Here is a 19,921-nt window from a genome sequence, read left to right as displayed (position 1 = left end):
AAGTACTAATATTCAATTGTTTTTTCTCCAAATAATCGTTCAGCTTCAATATCATTTTTATTACATTTATCCACTAGTCTATTTGATTCTACAATTGGTCTAGACTCATCTGTATATTTAATTGAACTTATAAACTCTAGCCAAGGTTCTAATCCCATTGCATAAACAAAAACATTTTTGGGATTAAAAACATCTATTAGCGCATTTCCTTGATCATAATCACAACCAGCTAATCTTCTAGATTGATCCATATCTCTATCCATTTTTTTCGATAACAATGGACCATAGAGCCAAGACAATGGTGCTCCATCGCATTCCATTCCAAGGAATATCACATCCACATCTCCCATTATGTTGTGAACTTTAGTATAGAGTTCTGGCTGTATGTTACAAGAATCTGCAGCAAATAAAATTTTCAATTTGTTATGAAGTTCTACATGAAAACAGAGTTTAGTTCTAACATCTAGATCAGAGTGTTCTCCTAGGAAAGGTAATCCAGTAATCATACATCCTTTCATGTTAATAGACTCCATATCATCTAGTTCTATCACATTATCAAAACCAATGTTATTTAGCATTAATTTTAAATTTGGATCTTGCAGATTACCTTTACCTCCGCTAGGTACTACAATATTTTTAACTATATGTCTCAATTGCAAAAGTGTCTCTAGCAATACATGATCTTGATGATTATGAGTAATTAGAACATAATCTATCTGCTCAGGTAAATCATTTACAGTATATCTATTAACTTCAGTTTCGTATCCATCATAACTAATAACTGGATCCACCAATATTGATATTTCACTCGTTTCTACTAATACACATGCGTGACCAAAATACCTGGTTCTTATACCATTGCCGTTATACTTTATATAGTTTGGAGGAGGTTCATTGGTGAAAAAACTCTCGAATAACTCTTTTTGATCTGATTTTATACCTAATTTGGATGTAATTTCTTCTAAATTACCTGGTTCTCTTTTCATTTTAAATAATTCATCTATAATGTCTTCTTTAAAAGGAATATCCAGATGAATTAAGCTTGGATCATCTAATCTAGGGGTACTTAAAACAAAAGGTCTGTCATTATCTGCATTTATTAACTGTAGTGAAATAGACTGTGAAGATTCATCGTAATATTCACTTTTATATAATAACGCTTCAAAAAACCTATAATTAGGTTGATTATTAAGATCATAATACAATTCAACATAACCTTTTAGTTTTTCAGGAATTTTATTATACAAGGTCTGCATAGAATAGCCTTTTGCTTCCTCTTGTAATAAACTATTTAGTTCATGAATAGAATCATCGAACTCGAGCATATTAGCCCTTTTCTCAACAGTTTCATTATATAGATTTTCTATCTCAGGTACTTTATCACTCCCATAGTTTATAAAAGGTCCTCCTAGCATTTCAGGTTTTTTTACTGCAGCAATATGAATTTTAGAATTCTTAATAAACGATTCCATAATCTTCAAATGCCTATTCTTAATATTCATAGCACTTGTCGCAGGAGATACCAAATGAGGCCAAGCATACCATCTATCAATTAAAGCTTCTAAGGCTACATTTAATTTTAAATAATGTTCCTTTTTATTATTTTTCATTTTTTAAATATTAGTTTGGATTATATTGAAATTCTTTAGTTTCTAAGCGAGTAGCGAGTTATCCATTTTGTGTGCAATTCATTTGATTTATTCTATCCTTAAAGGCTAATGCATTGCATAGGATTATAATATTTTGTTTACTATTAATTCCCTCTTATTTCTTGCTATTCCATCTAAAGAAGTAATTCTTGATATGTTTTTAGAGATATTCTTATCCCAATAGGAATGAACACTTCGTAGCTAAACTTTGAAGTTTTTTATATTTTAAAAGAGTAATCGCTATTAATCTAGGTATTCTTTAAATAATCGTCGAATCAACTATTTCCCGAGATTCAACTTGTTCTTCTGAAGGCAAAATTTGTGAAATTTCAGAAGATAGATTTTTAATAGTAGGTGTTTTAAATAAAGCTCCAAAATTGATTTTTACGTTAAACTCCTTTTGAAGTTTTGACATAATTTTAATCCCTTTGATGCTATTACCTCCAAGTTCGAAAAAGTTATCATTTATACCTATTCTTTCTCTTTGTAGTACTTCTTCCCAAATAGCAACTAATTCATACTCTATCTTATTTCTAGGAGCTACATATTCTACACTTGATGATATTCCATATTCCTCGGGACTTGGTAATTTTTTCTTGTCTATTTTTCCATTTGAAGTAATTGGAAATTCATCTATCTGAACAAAGTAAGAAGGGAACATATAATCAGGTAAAACCTCCTTTAGCTCATTTCGTAAATATTCAGAACTTAATTTATCGCTTCCTATGAAATATGCTATCAATTCCCTGTCACCTTTTTCTTTTTCTCTGACAACAATTACATTAGATTCTATCTTATCTAATTTAGATAGTGCATTCTCAATTTCTCCTAATTCTATTCTATGTCCTCTTATTTTTAYTTGATTATCTTTCCTTCCTATAAACTCGATAAAACCTCCTGGTAACCATTTACCTATATCTCCAGTTCTATACAAACGCTCCTCTTCTTTAAACGGATGTTTTATAAATTTCTCTTTGGTAAGATCTGGTCGATTAAAATATCCTCTTGCTAATCCATCACCTCCTACATAAATTTCTCCTGCAACTCCCACTGGAACCTCTTGTAAATTTTCATCTAGAATATAAGTAGTGCTATTTGCAATAGGACCTCCAATTGGAATGGTAACATCTGAATTTTGTACGGTATCTATATGATAAAACGTTGAAAAAGTTGTATTTTCAGTTGGACCATAAACATGATGAAGATTAACTTCGGGGAAATACTTTTTAAACTCTTTAACATGACTTACGGAAACCAGTTCTCCTCCAAATAACAAATATTTTAGGTGTTTTAGTCCCTCAAGTCTTGATTCGACGATACTGTTAAATAAAACTGTAGTGACGAAAAAAGCTGTGATTTTATATTTATCTAAAAGCGCATCTAATTCTTCTAAATCTAAGAATATGTTTTTTGGAGCTATAACTATACTACCTCCATTTAACAATGGCATATAGATATCAAAAGTCGATCCGTCGAATGCAAAATTTGAAAGCCCTAAAAATTTATCGTTTTCATTGACTTCTATATAATTAGTGTTTTTAACTAATCTAACGATTGATTTTTGCTCTACCTCTACTCCCTTTGGTTTTCCTGTAGAACCTGAAGTATACATTACATATGCCAAATTAGACGAACTTATTGACATATCTAATGATTCTGAAGAATATTCTAAAGCGTTAAACTTTTCTAATTCCACGTTATCAATACATACTTTGCAATTAGTTTCATTCTCTATAAAAACAACACGATCTTCAGGATAATTAGGATCTATTGGTACATAGGCACCTCCTGCTTTTAGAATTCCTAATATTGATATGATCATCCACTCGCTTCGATCTAATTTGACTCCTATTAAATCTTCTTTTTCTATTCCATAAGTAGTTATCAAATAATTAGCCAACTGATTTGATCTTTTATCTAACTCTTGATAAGTAAGCTCTACATCCTCATAAATAACAGCTACTGCTTCTGGATTCTTCGCAACTTGTTCTGAGAATAAATCCAGTACCGTTTTATCTTTTGGATACTCTATATCAGTAGCGTTAAATACTTTCAACAACTCCTGTTTTTCCTCTTGAAGCAAATATTCTATTTCACCTATTGTTAGGTCACAATTCTTCTGTAATGATTTCAACAATTGCTTAAAGTGTCGGATAAACTGACTTATTATATCCTTATCATAGATATCAGAGTTATATACTACCTTAAATGACAAACAATCACCTATCTCTTTAAAACTAAATTCCAAATCAAACTTGGACACAGCTCCTTCGGTATATCTCAAAGTTTCTAATTCCTCTTTACTTAGAACGGCATCAATTGTATTTTCTCCATTATTCTGTAAAACCAACATTACATCGAAGAGTTCATTTCTACTTGTATCTTTATCCAAGTTTACGTCTTCAACCAATCTATCAAATGGGTACATCTGATGATTGAACGCTGCTAATGTGTTGGTTTTTAATCTAGAATATAAAGAAGTGAATTTTTCTTCAGGATTTATCTCATTGCGTAATGCCAAAGTATTCACATAAAACCCAATTTGATCTTTCAAGTCTATATGTTCTCTTCCTGCTACAGCTGTACCAATGATTATATCTTTCTCTGAAGTATATTTATATAACAAAATATTTAAAGCTGTTAATATTCCAGTAAAAAGACTTCCTCCATTTGATTGTGAATATTTTTTGATAAAAGATGTAAGATCTTTGTCTAAATAAGTCGTTAACAAACAACCATTAGATGTTTTTATTACAGGTCTGTTTTTACTTGCAGGTAAATCTAAAACTGGTAATTTTCCAGAGAATTTATCCAACCAAAATTCTTTAGAAACTTTACTAGCATCTGTTTCTAATTGTTTTAATTGCCAAGATGCAAAGTCCTTGTATTGTATTGGTAATTCGTTAAAAGATTGCTCTAAATTATTTTTATAGGATTCATAATATTTCGAAAAATCCTTAGCTAACACCTCCATTGACCATCCATCACTAATTATATGATGCATGTTATAATAGAAAATATAAGAATCATCTTCAACTTGTAGTAGCGCTACTCTAAACAAAGGTCCATTTTCTAAATCGAAAGGTATAAAAGAATCTTCTTTAACATAGAGATGAGCAAGTTCTTTATGATGTCTAAAATCCTTTTTAACAATTTCAAAATTAACCTTAGAAATATCTCGTACGACCTGTTTAACATCTTCTTCGGAATCCTCAATGAAAACAGTTCTTAAAATTTCGTGTCTTTCTAAAACCGAATATATTGCCTTTTCAATACTAATTATATCCACTTCTCCTTCAATCCGTATGGAATGAGGTATATTATATACTCCTAATTCACTATTTGTTTTAGATAGCATCCATAATCGGCGTTGTCCTGCAGATACTGAATAACTTTCCCTTTCTTCTAATTTATCAATATGTAAAAACTTCTCTTTCCTTAAAGATTCAATTAAGTTGCTTTGTTCTTTAATGGTAGGGAATTCAAAAATAGATGTAGTAGGCATTTTTACCTCAAATAACTTATGATATCTATTTAGCAATAAAATCACCTTTAAACTATGTCCTCCTAATTGAAAGAAGTCATCTTCGATACCTATATGTTCCCTTTTTAAAATTTCTCCCCAAATTTCAACCATCTTTTCCTCAATAGGGTTTCTAGGTAAAGTAGATGTATTTTTTGCTATTGAGTTACTGCCATACTTCTCTAACAATAACTTTCTATCTATTTTGCCATTAAGAGTAAGAGGCATTTTTTCAATTGGAATAAGAGCGCTTGGAATCATATAAGATGGTAAATTTTTATTCAAAAAAGTGCTTAACTCATGATCTTCCAAATCTATTTTAGAAGTGTAATAGGCAATTATTCTTTTGTCTCCATCATCACTCTTGTGAACTAACGTTGCAGATTCATTAATTTCGGTATGGTTCAGTATACAGGAATTAATTTCATCTAATTCAATTCTATGTCCTCTTATTTTAACCTGATTATCTCTTCGCCCAACAAATTCAATATTGCCATCATCTAACCAGAAAGCGATATCTCCAGTTTTATATATATATTCTCCTTTAGCAAAAGGATTTTCAATAAACTTTTGATTAGTTTGAACTGTGTTATTAAGATATCCTTGACTTAGTCCCTTTCCAGAAATACATATTTCTCCTTTAACCCCTATCGGATTCAATTTATTAAAAGCATTTAGTATGTAAACTTTGGTGTTGGATATAGGTTTTCCAATGGGTACTAAATTATCTTCTCTTTTGATGTATTTATATTCTAAAGATGAGATGGTAGTTTCTGTAGGACCATATTTATTATAAAAGTCAATATTAGAAGGTACTCCTTCTACTAACTTCGGTGAGCAAATCTCTCCTCCAGAAACTATTCTTTTTAAGTTTTTGCATTCATCAAGATCATTTAACTGTGCTAAATAACTAGGTGTTGTATGCAAATGAGATATGTTTTTCTCTTTTATAAATTGACAAATATTATCGCTAATTATAATATCCTTAGGCACTATAATCAATTTAGCACCATTCAATAAAGCTAGAAAAAATTGTTCTACGGAAGCATCAAAAATATAGTTTGCTAAAAATAATATTCTTTCATCCTTATGAATACAAAATTCTTTAGTTTGGTGTGTAATATAATTAACTAGAGAACTATTCTGAACCATTACCCCTTTTGGGAAACCAGTACTTCCTGAGGTGTAAATAAGATATATCGAATCTTTTGGAGAATATTCGAAATCTAAATTCTCTTTAGAATATTCTTGTTTTTTAAATTTAGTTAGTTCCTGCTCATCTATGCAAAGTTTATAGTTCGTGTCTTTTTGAATGTATGAGATACGCTTTTCTGGGTATTCCAAATCAATTGGAACATAAACACCTCTTACTTTCAATACTGCCAAAATAGCGATGACCATCCATTCATTTCGTTCTAACTTTAATCCTATAAAATCTCCTTCGTTTATACTGTAGTTTTTTACTATATAATTGGCTAATTGGTTAGATCTTTCATTCAATTCTCCATATGTCATTTCCAATCCTTCATACACTAAAGCCAGCTCATTACAATTCTCTACACACTGTTTTTCGAATAATTCTATTGCAGATTGTTCTACATCATAATCATATTTTACAGTATTAAAATCATTCAAAAGCTGTTTTCTCTCATTATCTGATAGGAAATCGATATTAGATATATTTTCCCGACAATTTTCTACTAATGAATTTGACAGGTTCTTAAAATGTATCATTAACTTCCTTATGGTTTCTGAATCGTAAACATCTGTATTAAAAGTTATTTCAAATGCAAAGCAGTTATTTACCTCTTTAAATATGACGCTCATATCGAATCTAGAAAATCTATCTCCTAAATCTTTTACATCCTTGAATAAACTTTGATCTATATTGACTTCTGACGTTCCATGATCGTTATTTATAACATTAAACATAATATCATAAATAGGATTTCTACTTACATCAGGATTTAATCCCAACTCTTTAACAATTCTATCAAAAGAATAATTTTGATGATCATAAGAATTCAGAGTACTTTCTTTTAGTCTTTTATGAAAATCAATAAAATTATCATTCTCTAACACTGCATTTCGCAAGACCATAGAATTTACATAAAACCCTATTTGATTTTCTAAATCAGAATGTAACCTACCAGATACTGGAGTACCTGTAACTATATCATTAATTTCGGTATATCTATATATCAAAATATTCCATATAGATAGTAAAACTATAAAATTAGAGCTCCCTTCATTTTTAGAAAACTTCTTTAATTTAGATGTAGTTTCTTCATCTAAAAATGTTACCAATCCTTGACCGTTATTTGTTTTGATCGCAGGGCGTTTTTTCAAACTTGGCAAATCAATTCTAGGGATACTTCCATTTAACTTTTTATTCCAAAATTCTTTAGATTTTTTAAACTTTTCTGTGCTGAATAAACTTATCTGCCAAGCGGAATAATCTTTATATTGTATGTTTAATTCGTTAAGATTTGGAGTTTTGTTATCTACAAATGATTGATAGTATTGTAAAATATCCTTAGTTAACACTTCTAACGACCAAGCATCACATATTATATGATGAATATTATAATAAAACCTATACTCTTTGTCATGAATTCTTATAAGTGATAATTTTAACAAAGGACCTAATTCAAGATCGAAAAATTTATACGATTCTTCATTTACGTATTTCTGAACACTTTCAATTTTATTATCTAGACTTCTGTAATCCAAATAATCAATTTTAAAATTAAGCTGATCTAATGGTCGAACATACTGTCTTAACTCCCCATTTTTATTTTCTTTAAAAACGGTTCTCAAAATCTCGTGTCTTTCGAGAGTTGCATATATAGCTTTTTCAAATAACTCTATATTTAGATCTTCTAATAGTGGGATTACTCCGAATAGATTATATGAAGAATTGGATGATTTCTCTTTTTCAAATACACTTTCTAACCACAGCCTCATTTGTCCATCTGAAACAGCATAATTTTCGGACTTTTTAACATTAAGAATTTCAATATTATCCTTTTTCTCTGCAGTACTAATTATTCTTAATTGTTCTATTATTCTACTTTTTTCAAAAATGTCAGCTATAGATAATTTTACTTTAAAACTTCTTTCATACTCATTAAGTAGTTTTAAAGCTTTTAGGCTATGTCCTCCCAATTCAAAGAAATCATCTTCTAAACCGATTGTATCTCTCTGTAAAATTTCTTCCCAAATCTTTACTATTTGTATTTCATCTTCTGTTTTTGGTGCTACATAATTTCTACTAGTTGATAGTTCAATTCCACTATTATTCAACAATGCTTTTCTATCTATTTTTCCACTTAGAGTTAATGGTATTTCTTCTACTTGAACAAAATGAGAAGGAATCATGTAATAAGGCATTTTAGCGCTTAAATGCTCTCTCAAATCATTAATATTTTGATCAGAATCGCAAACTAGGTATGCTACTAAATTTGTTTCTCCTTCATTATCATCAACAGTTAGAACAACGGCTTGAGAAATCTCATTTTTCTGTAATAAAAAATATTCTATCTCTCCTAATTCAATTCTATGACCTCTTATTTTTACTTGATTATCTTTTCTACCTATAAATTCGATATTTCCATCTGGAAGCCATCTACCCATATCACCTGTTCGATACAATCTCTCTCCAGATATATATGGATTATCTATAAATTTCTCATTGGTTAACTCTGATCGGTTTAAATATCCTTTTGCTACTCCTGCTCCACCAATACAGATCTCCCCAGCAACTCCTATTGGTAATAATTGTAAATCGCCATTTAGAATAAAAACAGACTCATTTTTAAGGGGTTTACCTATGGTTAACTCTGCATCACGATGTATCAACGAAGAGGTACTCCATATGGTTGTTTCTGTAGGGCCATAAACCTGTATGACAGTTCCATTTACTTCTTTCAAAATATTAAATGACTCTTCATTCAAAGTTTCTCCTCCAATCAAAACGACGTTTACATTTTCTAGAAAATCTTTAGAAACTGAATCAAGCTGAGAAAACCTGGAAGGTGTAAATTGAATACCATCTATATTTTTAGAAACAATGCGATCCACCACTTTTTCAGGATCCATTAAAAGTGAACTTGAAAATAAATCTATAGTAATACCTTGACTAAGTACTCCTAATAATTCAATTACTGAAATATCAAATGTAAAATTAGTAGTTGCTCCAAACGTTGTAACATTTGAAAAATTAAAATCAATTGAGAAATTTTGAATAAAAGATAACAAGTTATAATGTGTAATCATAACCCCTTTAGGAGTTCCTGTAGATCCTGAAGTATAGATCACATATGCTAAATCATCTCCTTGTATTTTTTGATTTAAATTATGAGTAGGATACTTAGAGATGGTATCATTAAAATCTTTTAATAGTTCATCTTCTATAATAATCTCTAAAGTTGTATCCTGAATAATAAAACTCTCTCTCTCTTTCGGATATCTTAAATCTAATGGAACATATGCACATCCTAATTTTAAAACTGCCAACATAGAAACAACTAACCATTCGCTTCTATCCATTTTCAAACCTATTAATTCATTTGATTTAATCGAATAATTAGCTTTAAGATAATGTGCTAATTGATTTGATTTGATATCAAGCTCTTTATAGCTTAATGAATTTTCTTCAAAAACTACAGCTAATGCATCTGGTGATTTTTCTACCTGTTCTTGAAATAAATCCAGATATAAATTATCTTCTGAAAATTCACATTTAGTTTTATTAAAATCTGATAGTAATTGTATGCTACTTTCTTTCCCTACACTATCAATTTTAGATATTTCTACATCTGCTTTATTAATTAATTCTTTTGTTAAATACCTAAAATCAATCATTAGGTTTTTAATCATTTCTTTTTCGTAAACATCTGAATTAAAAATTATTTCAAAAGAAATATATTCACCTACTTTTTGGAAAGTAAGTTGTAAATCAAATTTCGAAGATTTATTTCCATAATCTATAATTTCATCTATTCCTTGAATAGTATTAAAATTAGTTATGGTTGAATCATTTTGATAGACAAAGAAGATATCAAAAATAGGGTTTCTGCTTTTACTTCTTTTTATTTCTAAATCATCAATCAAACGATCAAATGGATAGTTTTGATGATCTAAACAATTTAGAATGTTAGTCTTTGCATGATTATAAAAGGCATCAAAATTTTCCTCTGTATTAATTTTGTTTCTAACAGCAACAGTATTAATATAAAAACCTATTTGATTTTTTAGTTCTAAATGATCTCGACCTGCTACAGGAGTTCCTATGATTACATCTTTGTTTGAAGTATGGAAATACGTCAAAATATTGAATGCTGAAAGCAAAAACATGAATGTACTACCTCCATTTTTTTCAACATAGGCATCTATTAATTTAGAGGTTTCAGCATCTAAAAAAGTACCTAGCGACCCTCCATTATATGTTTTGGTATTTAGTCTATTTTTATATCTAGGGAAATCAATCAAAGGTAAGTCTCCACTTAAGTAATCTAGCCAGTATTGTCTATCTTTATTAAATGTAGTTTTATTCATTTCTTCTAATTGCCAGCCTACATAATCTTTATATTGAAATGATAAATCTTTAATTTCTGGAAGCGTATTGGATTTATACGCTTCGTAATAATTCATTATATCGTTACCTAATATATCAGCAGACCAACCATCACTAATGATATGGTGCATATTGTAATAAAAAACGTATTCACTTTCATCAAGTTTAAATAATACCGTTCTAAATAAAGGCCCTTTTTCTAGATCAAAAGTTTTAATCGCATCTTCTTTTATATACTCTTCAAGCAATTCCTTTTTATTGGTTTTATTGCTTAAATCATTACATTCTAATTTAAAATTTAGATCTTCTACATTCAGAATTTTTTGTCTTATATCTCCTTTCTCATTTTGAATAAATATGGTTCTTAAAATTTCGTGTCTTTCAAGAACAGATAAAATAGCTTTTTCAAGACTGATAAAATCATATTTTCCTTGTAGAGAAACTGTAGTAGGGATATTATATGCTGATGATCCATCTTTAAATTGACTTGTAATCCATAATCTTCTTTGCGCATCAGAAATAGGGTAATCTTCCTGAAAATCAACTTTTTTTATTCTATTTTCATTTGACTTTAAAGATCTACTACTAACTCGAAGAGTACTGATTAATTCTTCTTTGTATAGCTTTAACTCTTTTTTATCCTCTACTGAAAGGTTACTTAGCTTTCCCGTTAGTCTTATTTGAGTCTCATCTTCACTTAATGCAATCTTTACCCCTTTACTTAATAAGTTATTTATTATGTTCTTAATATGTTTCATTCCGTCAAAATATTTTTATAATTATTTAAACCGGGATGATTCAATAGAAAACCTGCTGCAATTTAGAATTCAGGCAAATACTACTACTTTGCTGCGTTTTTTAAACTCATCAGAATATTACTATACTGAAATTTAAAATACAAGTATTTATTGTATTCCCTCCAACTTATTACAAAGTTCTATTGGATACTAACGGTTAAAATGATTTTAGTGTAATCGTAAACTAATTATCTATTTAATATAATATGAGTATTTAGAAAAGTATATTAAACTTGTTGTTATATAAGCAACTCATCACCAGTATCATATACTTCTTCTGAAACATTCTGGATAAGTAAAATGGATTCAATTAAAGAAGCTAATTTAGATATCGTTGGATTTTCAAATAATTGAGTAACATTCATTTGAATAGCAAACTCGTTCTCAATTTTGATCAGAACCTTCATTCCTCTCAAACTATTTCCTCCTATGGCAAAGAAGTTATCTTCAACTCCAATTTTTTCTCTTTCAAGAACAATTTCCCATATATCTACTAATGTTTTTTCTAATTCATTACTAGGAGCTATATAAGCATTAGTAGCATTTACTTCATTAAGTATTTTGGATGAGAGGATTTTCTTCTTATCAACTTTACCATTAACAGTCAAAGGAATAGAATCCAATTGAAAGAAATTGGAAGGAATCATATAATCTGGTAAATAAGAATTCAACTTCTCTTTTATCCCGTTTATATTTAATTCTACGTTCGAATGAACAAAAGCAACCAATTCTTTATTCCCAATTTCATCATCTACAATAACTACGGTATTCGATTTCACGTCAGGAATAGCTCCGATAGCCTTTTCTATTTCCTCTAATTCTATTCTATACCCTCTAATTTTTACCTGATTGTCTTTTCTTCCTATATACTCAAATTCTCCATTCGGCAAACGAATTCCTAAATCACCAGTTCTATATAAGTATTCTCCTTTATAATATGGATCACTGACAAATTTTTGATTAGTCAACTCATCCTTATTCAAATAACCTTCAGCTAAACCATATCCAGCTATACATATTTCTCCGACAATTCCTACAGGTTGAATATTCATTTGCTCATTCATAATGTAGACTCTCGTATTTGCTATTGGAACACCAATATTTATTTCATTTTCTGAATGAATTTCTTTTACCGTACAACCTACTGTAGTTTCAGTCGGACCATACTCATTAAAAATATGAATAGTTTCCTTTATACTTTGTAAACTACTAACATGTTTCTGTAATAATTTATCTCCACCAACAATAGCAAGTTCTAAATTAGACTCATTTATATTCAACTCTTCACATAATGACACATGTGCAGGAGTTAATTTTATATTAGAAATATCTTGTTTTAAATACCATTTTAGATTTGTTAAAAGATCGTTCCCTTTCGGAATAAAAAGAGTACCTCCACTAATAATTGGTAAAAACAAACTGGTAATAGTTAGATCAAAAGACAATGAAGTAAACCATCCAAAATTATAGTTCCTTAGTGATTTAGATTTTAAATAATAATCTTGCCCCCAACTTAAATAATTAAATAAAGAACTGTGTCTCACCTTAACTCCTTTTGGATGTCCTGTACTACCTGAGGTATATAAAACATACGCAAGACTATCATTAGTTAAGTGATCCCTATTTGGTAGGATAGCTATCTCATCAGCTTCATTTAATTCAACATCAATTGCAAAAATATCTCCTTCATAAAAATCTACTTCAAACATATAATCGGTCGTAGTAATTAATAGACCTAATTGCGCATCATCTACTATATAACTTTGTCGTTCTCTCGGATAATTAATATCGATTGGTATATATGAATATCCAGCTTTTAATATCCCAAGAATAGAAATAATCGTTAAATCACTGTTTTCAAGTAACAAACCAATGTGTGCATCATTTTTGAAACTATATTTGCTCCTTAGTATATGCGCCAACTTATTTGACTCTAGATCTAACTCTTTATAAGTATATTTCTTGGTATCAAAATCTATAGCGATCTTATTTGGTGTTTGAGCAACCTGATTTTCAAAAAGATCAATTATAGTCTGGGTTTCAGAGGTTGTAGTTTTTTGATTTTGATCAAACAACACATCATCTTTCTCTATTTTTGATAGGAATTCACATTTCTTCAATTCTTCATTTTCATTCTTGATGAACTCTTTGATTAAATTATAAAGATGTTCGCCTATTTTATTTATCGAAGATATTTCAAATGAGTTTTCATCATATAGAAATTCAATTTTTAGATCGTTCCCTAGAGGTACTATTCTAAGTCCAAAGTCATAGGTAGATTGTTCATCAGATTCAGATCCATTCAACTCCCAATTTTTAGAATTTTCGTTTGCTAAATTTTGATTAGCCATATTTTGGAAGGAAATTACATGATTAACCAATTCACTTCCTAAATCATTAAAATCCTGAATATTAGACAAACTTTCATAATGGTGAGGTATTGAATTAATAGAATACTCGTGAATTTCTTGTAACAGATCGTTAATCGTAGTTTTTTCATTAAATGATACTCTGACTGGAATTGTATTAATAAACAGACCCACAATTTCTTCTACTCCTTCAAGTTCTGGAGGTCTTCCAGATACTATTTGACCAAATACGACATCATTCGTATTATTATACTGCGCAAGTAAATAACCCCATACTCCTAGAATGAAAGTATTTTTGGTTATATCTAATTTCTCACATAAATCCGTAATTTCACTAAACAAGTTAGTTCCTAGTGTTATCTCATTAACAACTGTATTTTGGTTATTTTTATTTTTAAGCTTTCTTTTGAAAGGAACTTTCGCATTGTTAGCATAATCATTTAAATAATTTTTCCAGAAAGACTTAGTAGATGTCTTGTCCAAATTATGCAACCACTGAATGTAATTTGAATAATTATTTGGTTTAGGCAAAATTTGATCAGATACATCATTCTCCTTAATTAAATTCACAAAATCCTTAACCAAAACGCCTACAGACCAGGCGTCCATTATAATATGATGATACGTCCATATAAATTCATAATAATCATTAGATAGTTCTACTACCGTTAGTCTCATTTGTGATGGGTTTGATAAATCAAAACCTCTATCAAAATCAATACTCTTTATATTTTGTACCTCTTCTCTCTTTTCTTCCTCTGAATGAACGTTATTTATTTTTTTGTAAACGAAATCAATATCTACTGATTTCCATACAATTTGTAAAATTTCCTCTTGATATTTTCTGGTAAAACTTGTTCGCAAAATAGCATACTTGTCTACTATTCGCTTATAACTATTTTCTATTGCTTCTTTAGTTATATTTTCAATTTTGATGGTAAATGACCTTTGCCCCAAATAATTTGTTAAGCTACCTTCGGTCAATGAATGATAATAAAATCCTTCTTGTAAAGGAGACAATTTATAAACATCTTCTACCTCTCCATTTGATTTTATTGCATCGAGTTCTTCGACCTCTAATTTTTTATAGGTTAAATCAGATGGTGTTAGAATTTTAGTATTTTGGTTAGATAACTCTTTTATTAATGATTTTAATTCATCCTCATAGGATCTGTTAAACTTATTCATCATACCTTCGCTAAAGACGTCAGATGAATACTCAATTTGTAAAAACAGTTCCTCATTTACTATCATCCCATTGATACTTAAAGGTTCAGAACTCATTTTTTCCTTGTAGTTATCTCCCTTATATTCTGAACTATATTCGTATAAAACTTCTCCTTCATTATCTGAGACATTAGATCCAAAATCCCCTAAGTAGTTAAATACAATTGTTGGTTCTAATTTATGATCCAGTTCATTGGTTAAATACTTTAGTATTCCATAATCGATTCCCTTGTTTGGAATTCTTCTAAAAGATTCTTTAACACCAACTAAAGACTTAATTCTTGAAGATGGCTCTATTTTTAAAACAAAAGGAAAAACACTTGTAAACCAACCTACGGTTCTACTAACATCAACATTATCTATTATTTCTTCTCTACCATGTCCTTCCATTTTAATAACACTACCAGAAACTTCGAATGTGTTATATAAGGCCATACCAAGAGCTGTTATTAAAATGTCATTTATATCTGTACTATACGCACTATGAACATTTTCTTGAAGTGCTTCTGTTACGTTTTTATTTAGACCAAACGATACTATTGAATCTAATTTTCCAACTTTATTATCACTTAAAGTATTTAATTGATTATGATTTGCTTGACTACAAACCGATTTCCAATACTTGTGGATTTCAGAATTTATTAAATTAGAAGAATACTCTTTTAACAATCCAGACCATCTTTGGAAAGAATCTGTTTTTAATGGAAGTTTAACTTTTTCTTGGTTTTCTAAAGCCTTATAAATTGTGGAAAAATCTTCTAGTATTATTCGCCAAGAAACACCATCGATTACAAGATGGTGACAAAATAGTCCTATTCTATCTCCATCTGATAAACTACAATGTAATACCGAAAATAAAGGTCCTTCTTCTAATTCAAAACTTAGCTGCGTATTTTGACAAATCTTCCCTAATTCATCTAACTCATCCTTTTCATCTTTGAGATTATAATAACCAAAGTTATAATCTTGTTCTTTTATATCCTTATTATATTGAATTATTTGATCAGATTCCCTCTTATATATCATGCGAAGCGAATCATGATGTTTTACTAATATGTTGACACTTTTGTTTACTAAATCAGAATCTAATCGATTTATTGACTTTAATAATACAGATTGATTATAATATGAATGATCTGTTATACTACTGTCGAAAAAAAACATCCTTTGAATCGGAGTTAAATCAACTTCACCTATTACAGGAGATTGATCAATATCCCTAAGTTTCTTACTTATTTTTTTTGCTAAATCAACGAATATTGGAGTTCGTAAAATATCTTCTAATTTCAATTCATATCCATTTTCTCTTAAACGTGATACTATCTGAATAGACTTAATTGAATCTCCTCCTAGATTATAAAAATTATCATGTAGACTTATCGTTTTTCGGTTTAAAACTTGTTTACAGATATTAATGAGCAATTTTTCATTCGATGTCCTAGCTTCCAAAAATAACTCTCCACTTGATATCGTATTATTTGAAACTTCAGGGAGCTTCTTATAATCTATTTTACCATTTAACGTCAATGGAAACTGTTCCAATTGAACAAAATGACCGGGCAACATATAACTTGGTAAAAACTCACTCAAATCCGATCGCAAATCCTTTACTACCAGATCCTTTTCACTTATTAGATAAGCTACTATTTCATGATTGGAATTTTCATCTTTCTTAACTGTTACAACGCTAGATTTAATGTATGGCAAGTTAGACAATGCATTTTCAATCTCTCCTAACTCTACTCTATATCCACGAATTTTTATCTGATTATCTTTTCTTCCTATAAATTCATGATTTCCATCTTCTAACCTTCGAACTAAATCACCTGTTTTATATATCCTTCCTTCATTTATTTCTTTCTTAACTATGAATTTTTCATCGGTTAATTCTGGTAGGTTTAAATATTCCTTAGCTATTCCTTTACCTCCAATATGCAGTTCTCCTATAACACCTATGGGTGATAATTGTTCATTCTCATCCAAAACATAAACCATAGATTTTGAAAAAGGTTTACCTATTGGCACATTATGATATTCATTATTTACATCTACTTTATAAATTAACTTACCTATAGTGGTTTCAGTAGGTCCATAATGATTAAAAATTTCAATGTTTGGAGATTCCTTTTTTATTTTGGATATGATGGCCGGTTCTAACGCACTACCTCCAAAAATAATTCCTTTATTCGGTAATAATAAACTACCAGACCCTTCTATTGACAACCAATAGAATGGAACTATCTTTATATAATCAATTTGATTATTACTGAAATAATTAATCAATGACAAAGGGTTTCTTAGTGCATTAAGGTTAAATGTATGTAGCGTTCCCCCAGTTAGTAAAGCTGCATATAAAACAGTATTCCCTAAATCAGCAGACATGGTAGACATTAATCCATATTGATAAGGTGCATCAAGTTTAACCGCATCTTTTATTCCGTAGAAATAATCTAATATGCTTTCATGCTGAATAGCAACTCCTTTGGGTTTCCCTGTAGATCCTGATGTATATATAACATAACACATATCATCTAAATCCACTTTATATTCAAGAGGTGAAATTGGCTGATAATTCGTTACATCTTCAAAAATTTCTAATGTAACTTTCTCCTCTTTAATTATTGTACTCAAAGAGGTTACTGTATTCTGATCTCCTAATATAGTTGCGATCCCTGAATCCTCAATAATATAGCGTATCCTGTTTTCTGGTAATTCAAAATCAATTGGTACATAAGCTCCTCCAGATTTAATAATCGCTAAAATACCGGTTATCATATCTAAAGGGTTTTCTATGCAAACTCCTACCAAAACATTTTTCCCTACTCCTTTATTTCGTAAATAAGATGCTACACGATCCACACGATTACCTAAATCTTTATAAGTAACTGAAAGATCTTCATGAACTATAGCAACATTATTTGGCTTTGATTTTACCTGATCTTCAAACAAATCTATGATTGATTTATCTTTTGGATATGACAATAACTTTTGATTCGTATCTTTCAGAATACTATTTTTTTCATCCTCTAAAAGAAAATCTATTTTACCGATTTCATCTGACGGTTCTGTTAATAAAGTTTGAGTAATTGATTTATAATGAAGCATTAGTCTTCTAACCATATCTTCTTCATAAACATCTGTATTATAAATAATACTAAAGGATATAGTATCTCCAATTTCTTCAAAGGAAATATTCAAATCAAATTTTGACATCATATTACCCAAGTCCTCAATCGATTGTACTAGTTTCTCATCAATTATGGTTTCTCTCTTTTTTTGAGATAAATTTTGTTGAGAAATCATTATATCAAAAACGGGATTTCGACTTATATCTCTTTTTATATTTAAATCCTCTACCAAACGATCAAATGGATAATTTTGATACTCATAACTTTTTAAAACATCTTTCTTTATTCTATAATAAAAATCTAGAAAAGTCTCTTTAGGATCTATTTGATTTCTTAGTGCAAGTGTATTGGTATAAAATCCAATCTGATTTTCTAATTCTTTTTGTGGTCTTTCGGCTACGGGAACTCCAAAAACAATATCTCTATTTCCTGTATAGCGATAGATCAAAGCATTCCAAATTGAAACTATCGTGATAAATAGACTTCCATTTTCTTTTTTTGAAAATGATTTAATCGTATTTGTAGTCTCTTTATCTAAAAATGTTCTTAAGACTTTCCCGTTATTGGTTTTAATACTTGGTCTCTTCTTACTACTAGGTAAATCAATCGGCAAAAGATCACCTTTTAACTTATTCAACCAATACTCTTTTCCTTTGTCATATGCTCCTGATTCGACCTGATTTAGTTGCCAAACTGCATAGTCTTTGTAATGAATTTCAAGTTTATCAATTGTTGGTTTTCTTTTTGTCTCAAAAGCATTATAAAAATTTAAAACATCGTTTGCTAAAACCTCCTTTGACCACCCATCACTAATAATGTGATGCATATTGTAATAAAATACATACTCTTCATCTTTTAACTGAAAGAGTGCCACTCGTAAAAGGGGACCATTTTCTAAATCAAAAGCTACAAATGAATCTTCTTGTATATATTTATTAACAAGTTCTAAAGCATCATTTTCTAATCTAAAATCATGGTAATCAAGATCCAAATCAACATCATCTGAATCAAGAATCCACTGATTTATTTCTCCTTTAGAATTCTTTCTGAAAACAGTTCTTAAGATCTCATGACGATCAATAACTGTAATAATTGATTTTTTTAAATTCTCAATATTGTATTCACCTTCAAGAGTTATACTTGTAGGCATATTATACGTTAATGCTTCCGTTTCATATTGACTCAGCACCCATAATCTCTTTTGCGAAAAAGAAAGCGGATAGCTATCTAAAACTTCGGCTTTTTCTATTGTGAATTCTTGTTTATCGATGTTTTGCAAAGACTGTAAATACTCAATTAACTCCTTTTTGTTTTCTTTAATAGTTTGTAATAATTCTTTATTAACACTATTAACGTTTTTATCTAAAAATAAAACATTAAGGTTTCCCTCTGTAATGGTTATTTTTACATTGTTTTCCCTAATTTCAGATAATAGCTTTTGTAAATTCATTCTATTTTTTTATTATTAAGAAACCATCACTTTCTCTACTTTTTCAAATAGAAAAACTAACAATGTCTTTTTTAAATTAAGTATCGTGTGTGTAAACCAGCGTTGTATTGCCGGATAAATAAAGAGTTTAAGAATTTTGGGATACTACTAGAAGTATCTTATAAATTATAATGTGACTTTAGAAATAGGCTATTGAATTG

3 protein-coding genes are annotated in these 19,921 nt (G+C 29.4%); all 3 read right to left on the bottom strand.

Features of this window, described 5'->3' with window-relative positions; genetic code table 11:
- Window positions 1-5: 5 nt before the first annotated feature.
- The gene (locus GBO31_RS09220) at window positions 6-1,610 is read right to left on the bottom strand and encodes an MBL fold metallo-hydrolase (protein ID WP_219008047.1); all 1,605 of its coding nucleotides are present in this window, start codon (window positions 1,608-1,610) and stop codon (window positions 6-8) included.
- A 298-nt stretch (window positions 1,611-1,908) separates the two neighbouring features.
- The gene (locus tag GBO31_RS09215; protein ID WP_219008046.1) at window positions 1,909-11,508 is read right to left on the bottom strand and encodes a non-ribosomal peptide synthetase; all 9,600 of its coding nucleotides are present in this window, start codon (window positions 11,506-11,508) and stop codon (window positions 1,909-1,911) included.
- 278 nt (window positions 11,509-11,786) lie between these two features.
- On the bottom strand, window positions 11,787-19,721 hold the full coding sequence (locus GBO31_RS09210; RefSeq protein WP_219008045.1) for a non-ribosomal peptide synthetase: 7,935 nt from the start codon (window positions 19,719-19,721) through the stop codon (window positions 11,787-11,789).
- Window positions 19,722-19,921 lie beyond the last annotated feature (200 nt).

The organism is Aquimarina litoralis (genome assembly GCF_019295435.1).
Taxonomy (GTDB): Bacteria; Bacteroidota; Bacteroidia; order Flavobacteriales; family Flavobacteriaceae; genus Aquimarina; species Aquimarina litoralis_A.
This window is presented reverse-complemented; position numbering and strand designations above follow the sequence as displayed.

Coding starts and splice junctions, on each gene's coding strand:
- GBO31_RS09220 (WP_219008047.1), bottom strand. CDS start 1,610: ATGAAAAATAATAAAAAGGAACATTATTTAAAATTAAATGTAGCCTTA.
- GBO31_RS09210 (WP_219008045.1), bottom strand. CDS start 19,721: ATGAATTTACAAAAGCTATTATCTGAAATTAGGGAAAACAATGTAAAA.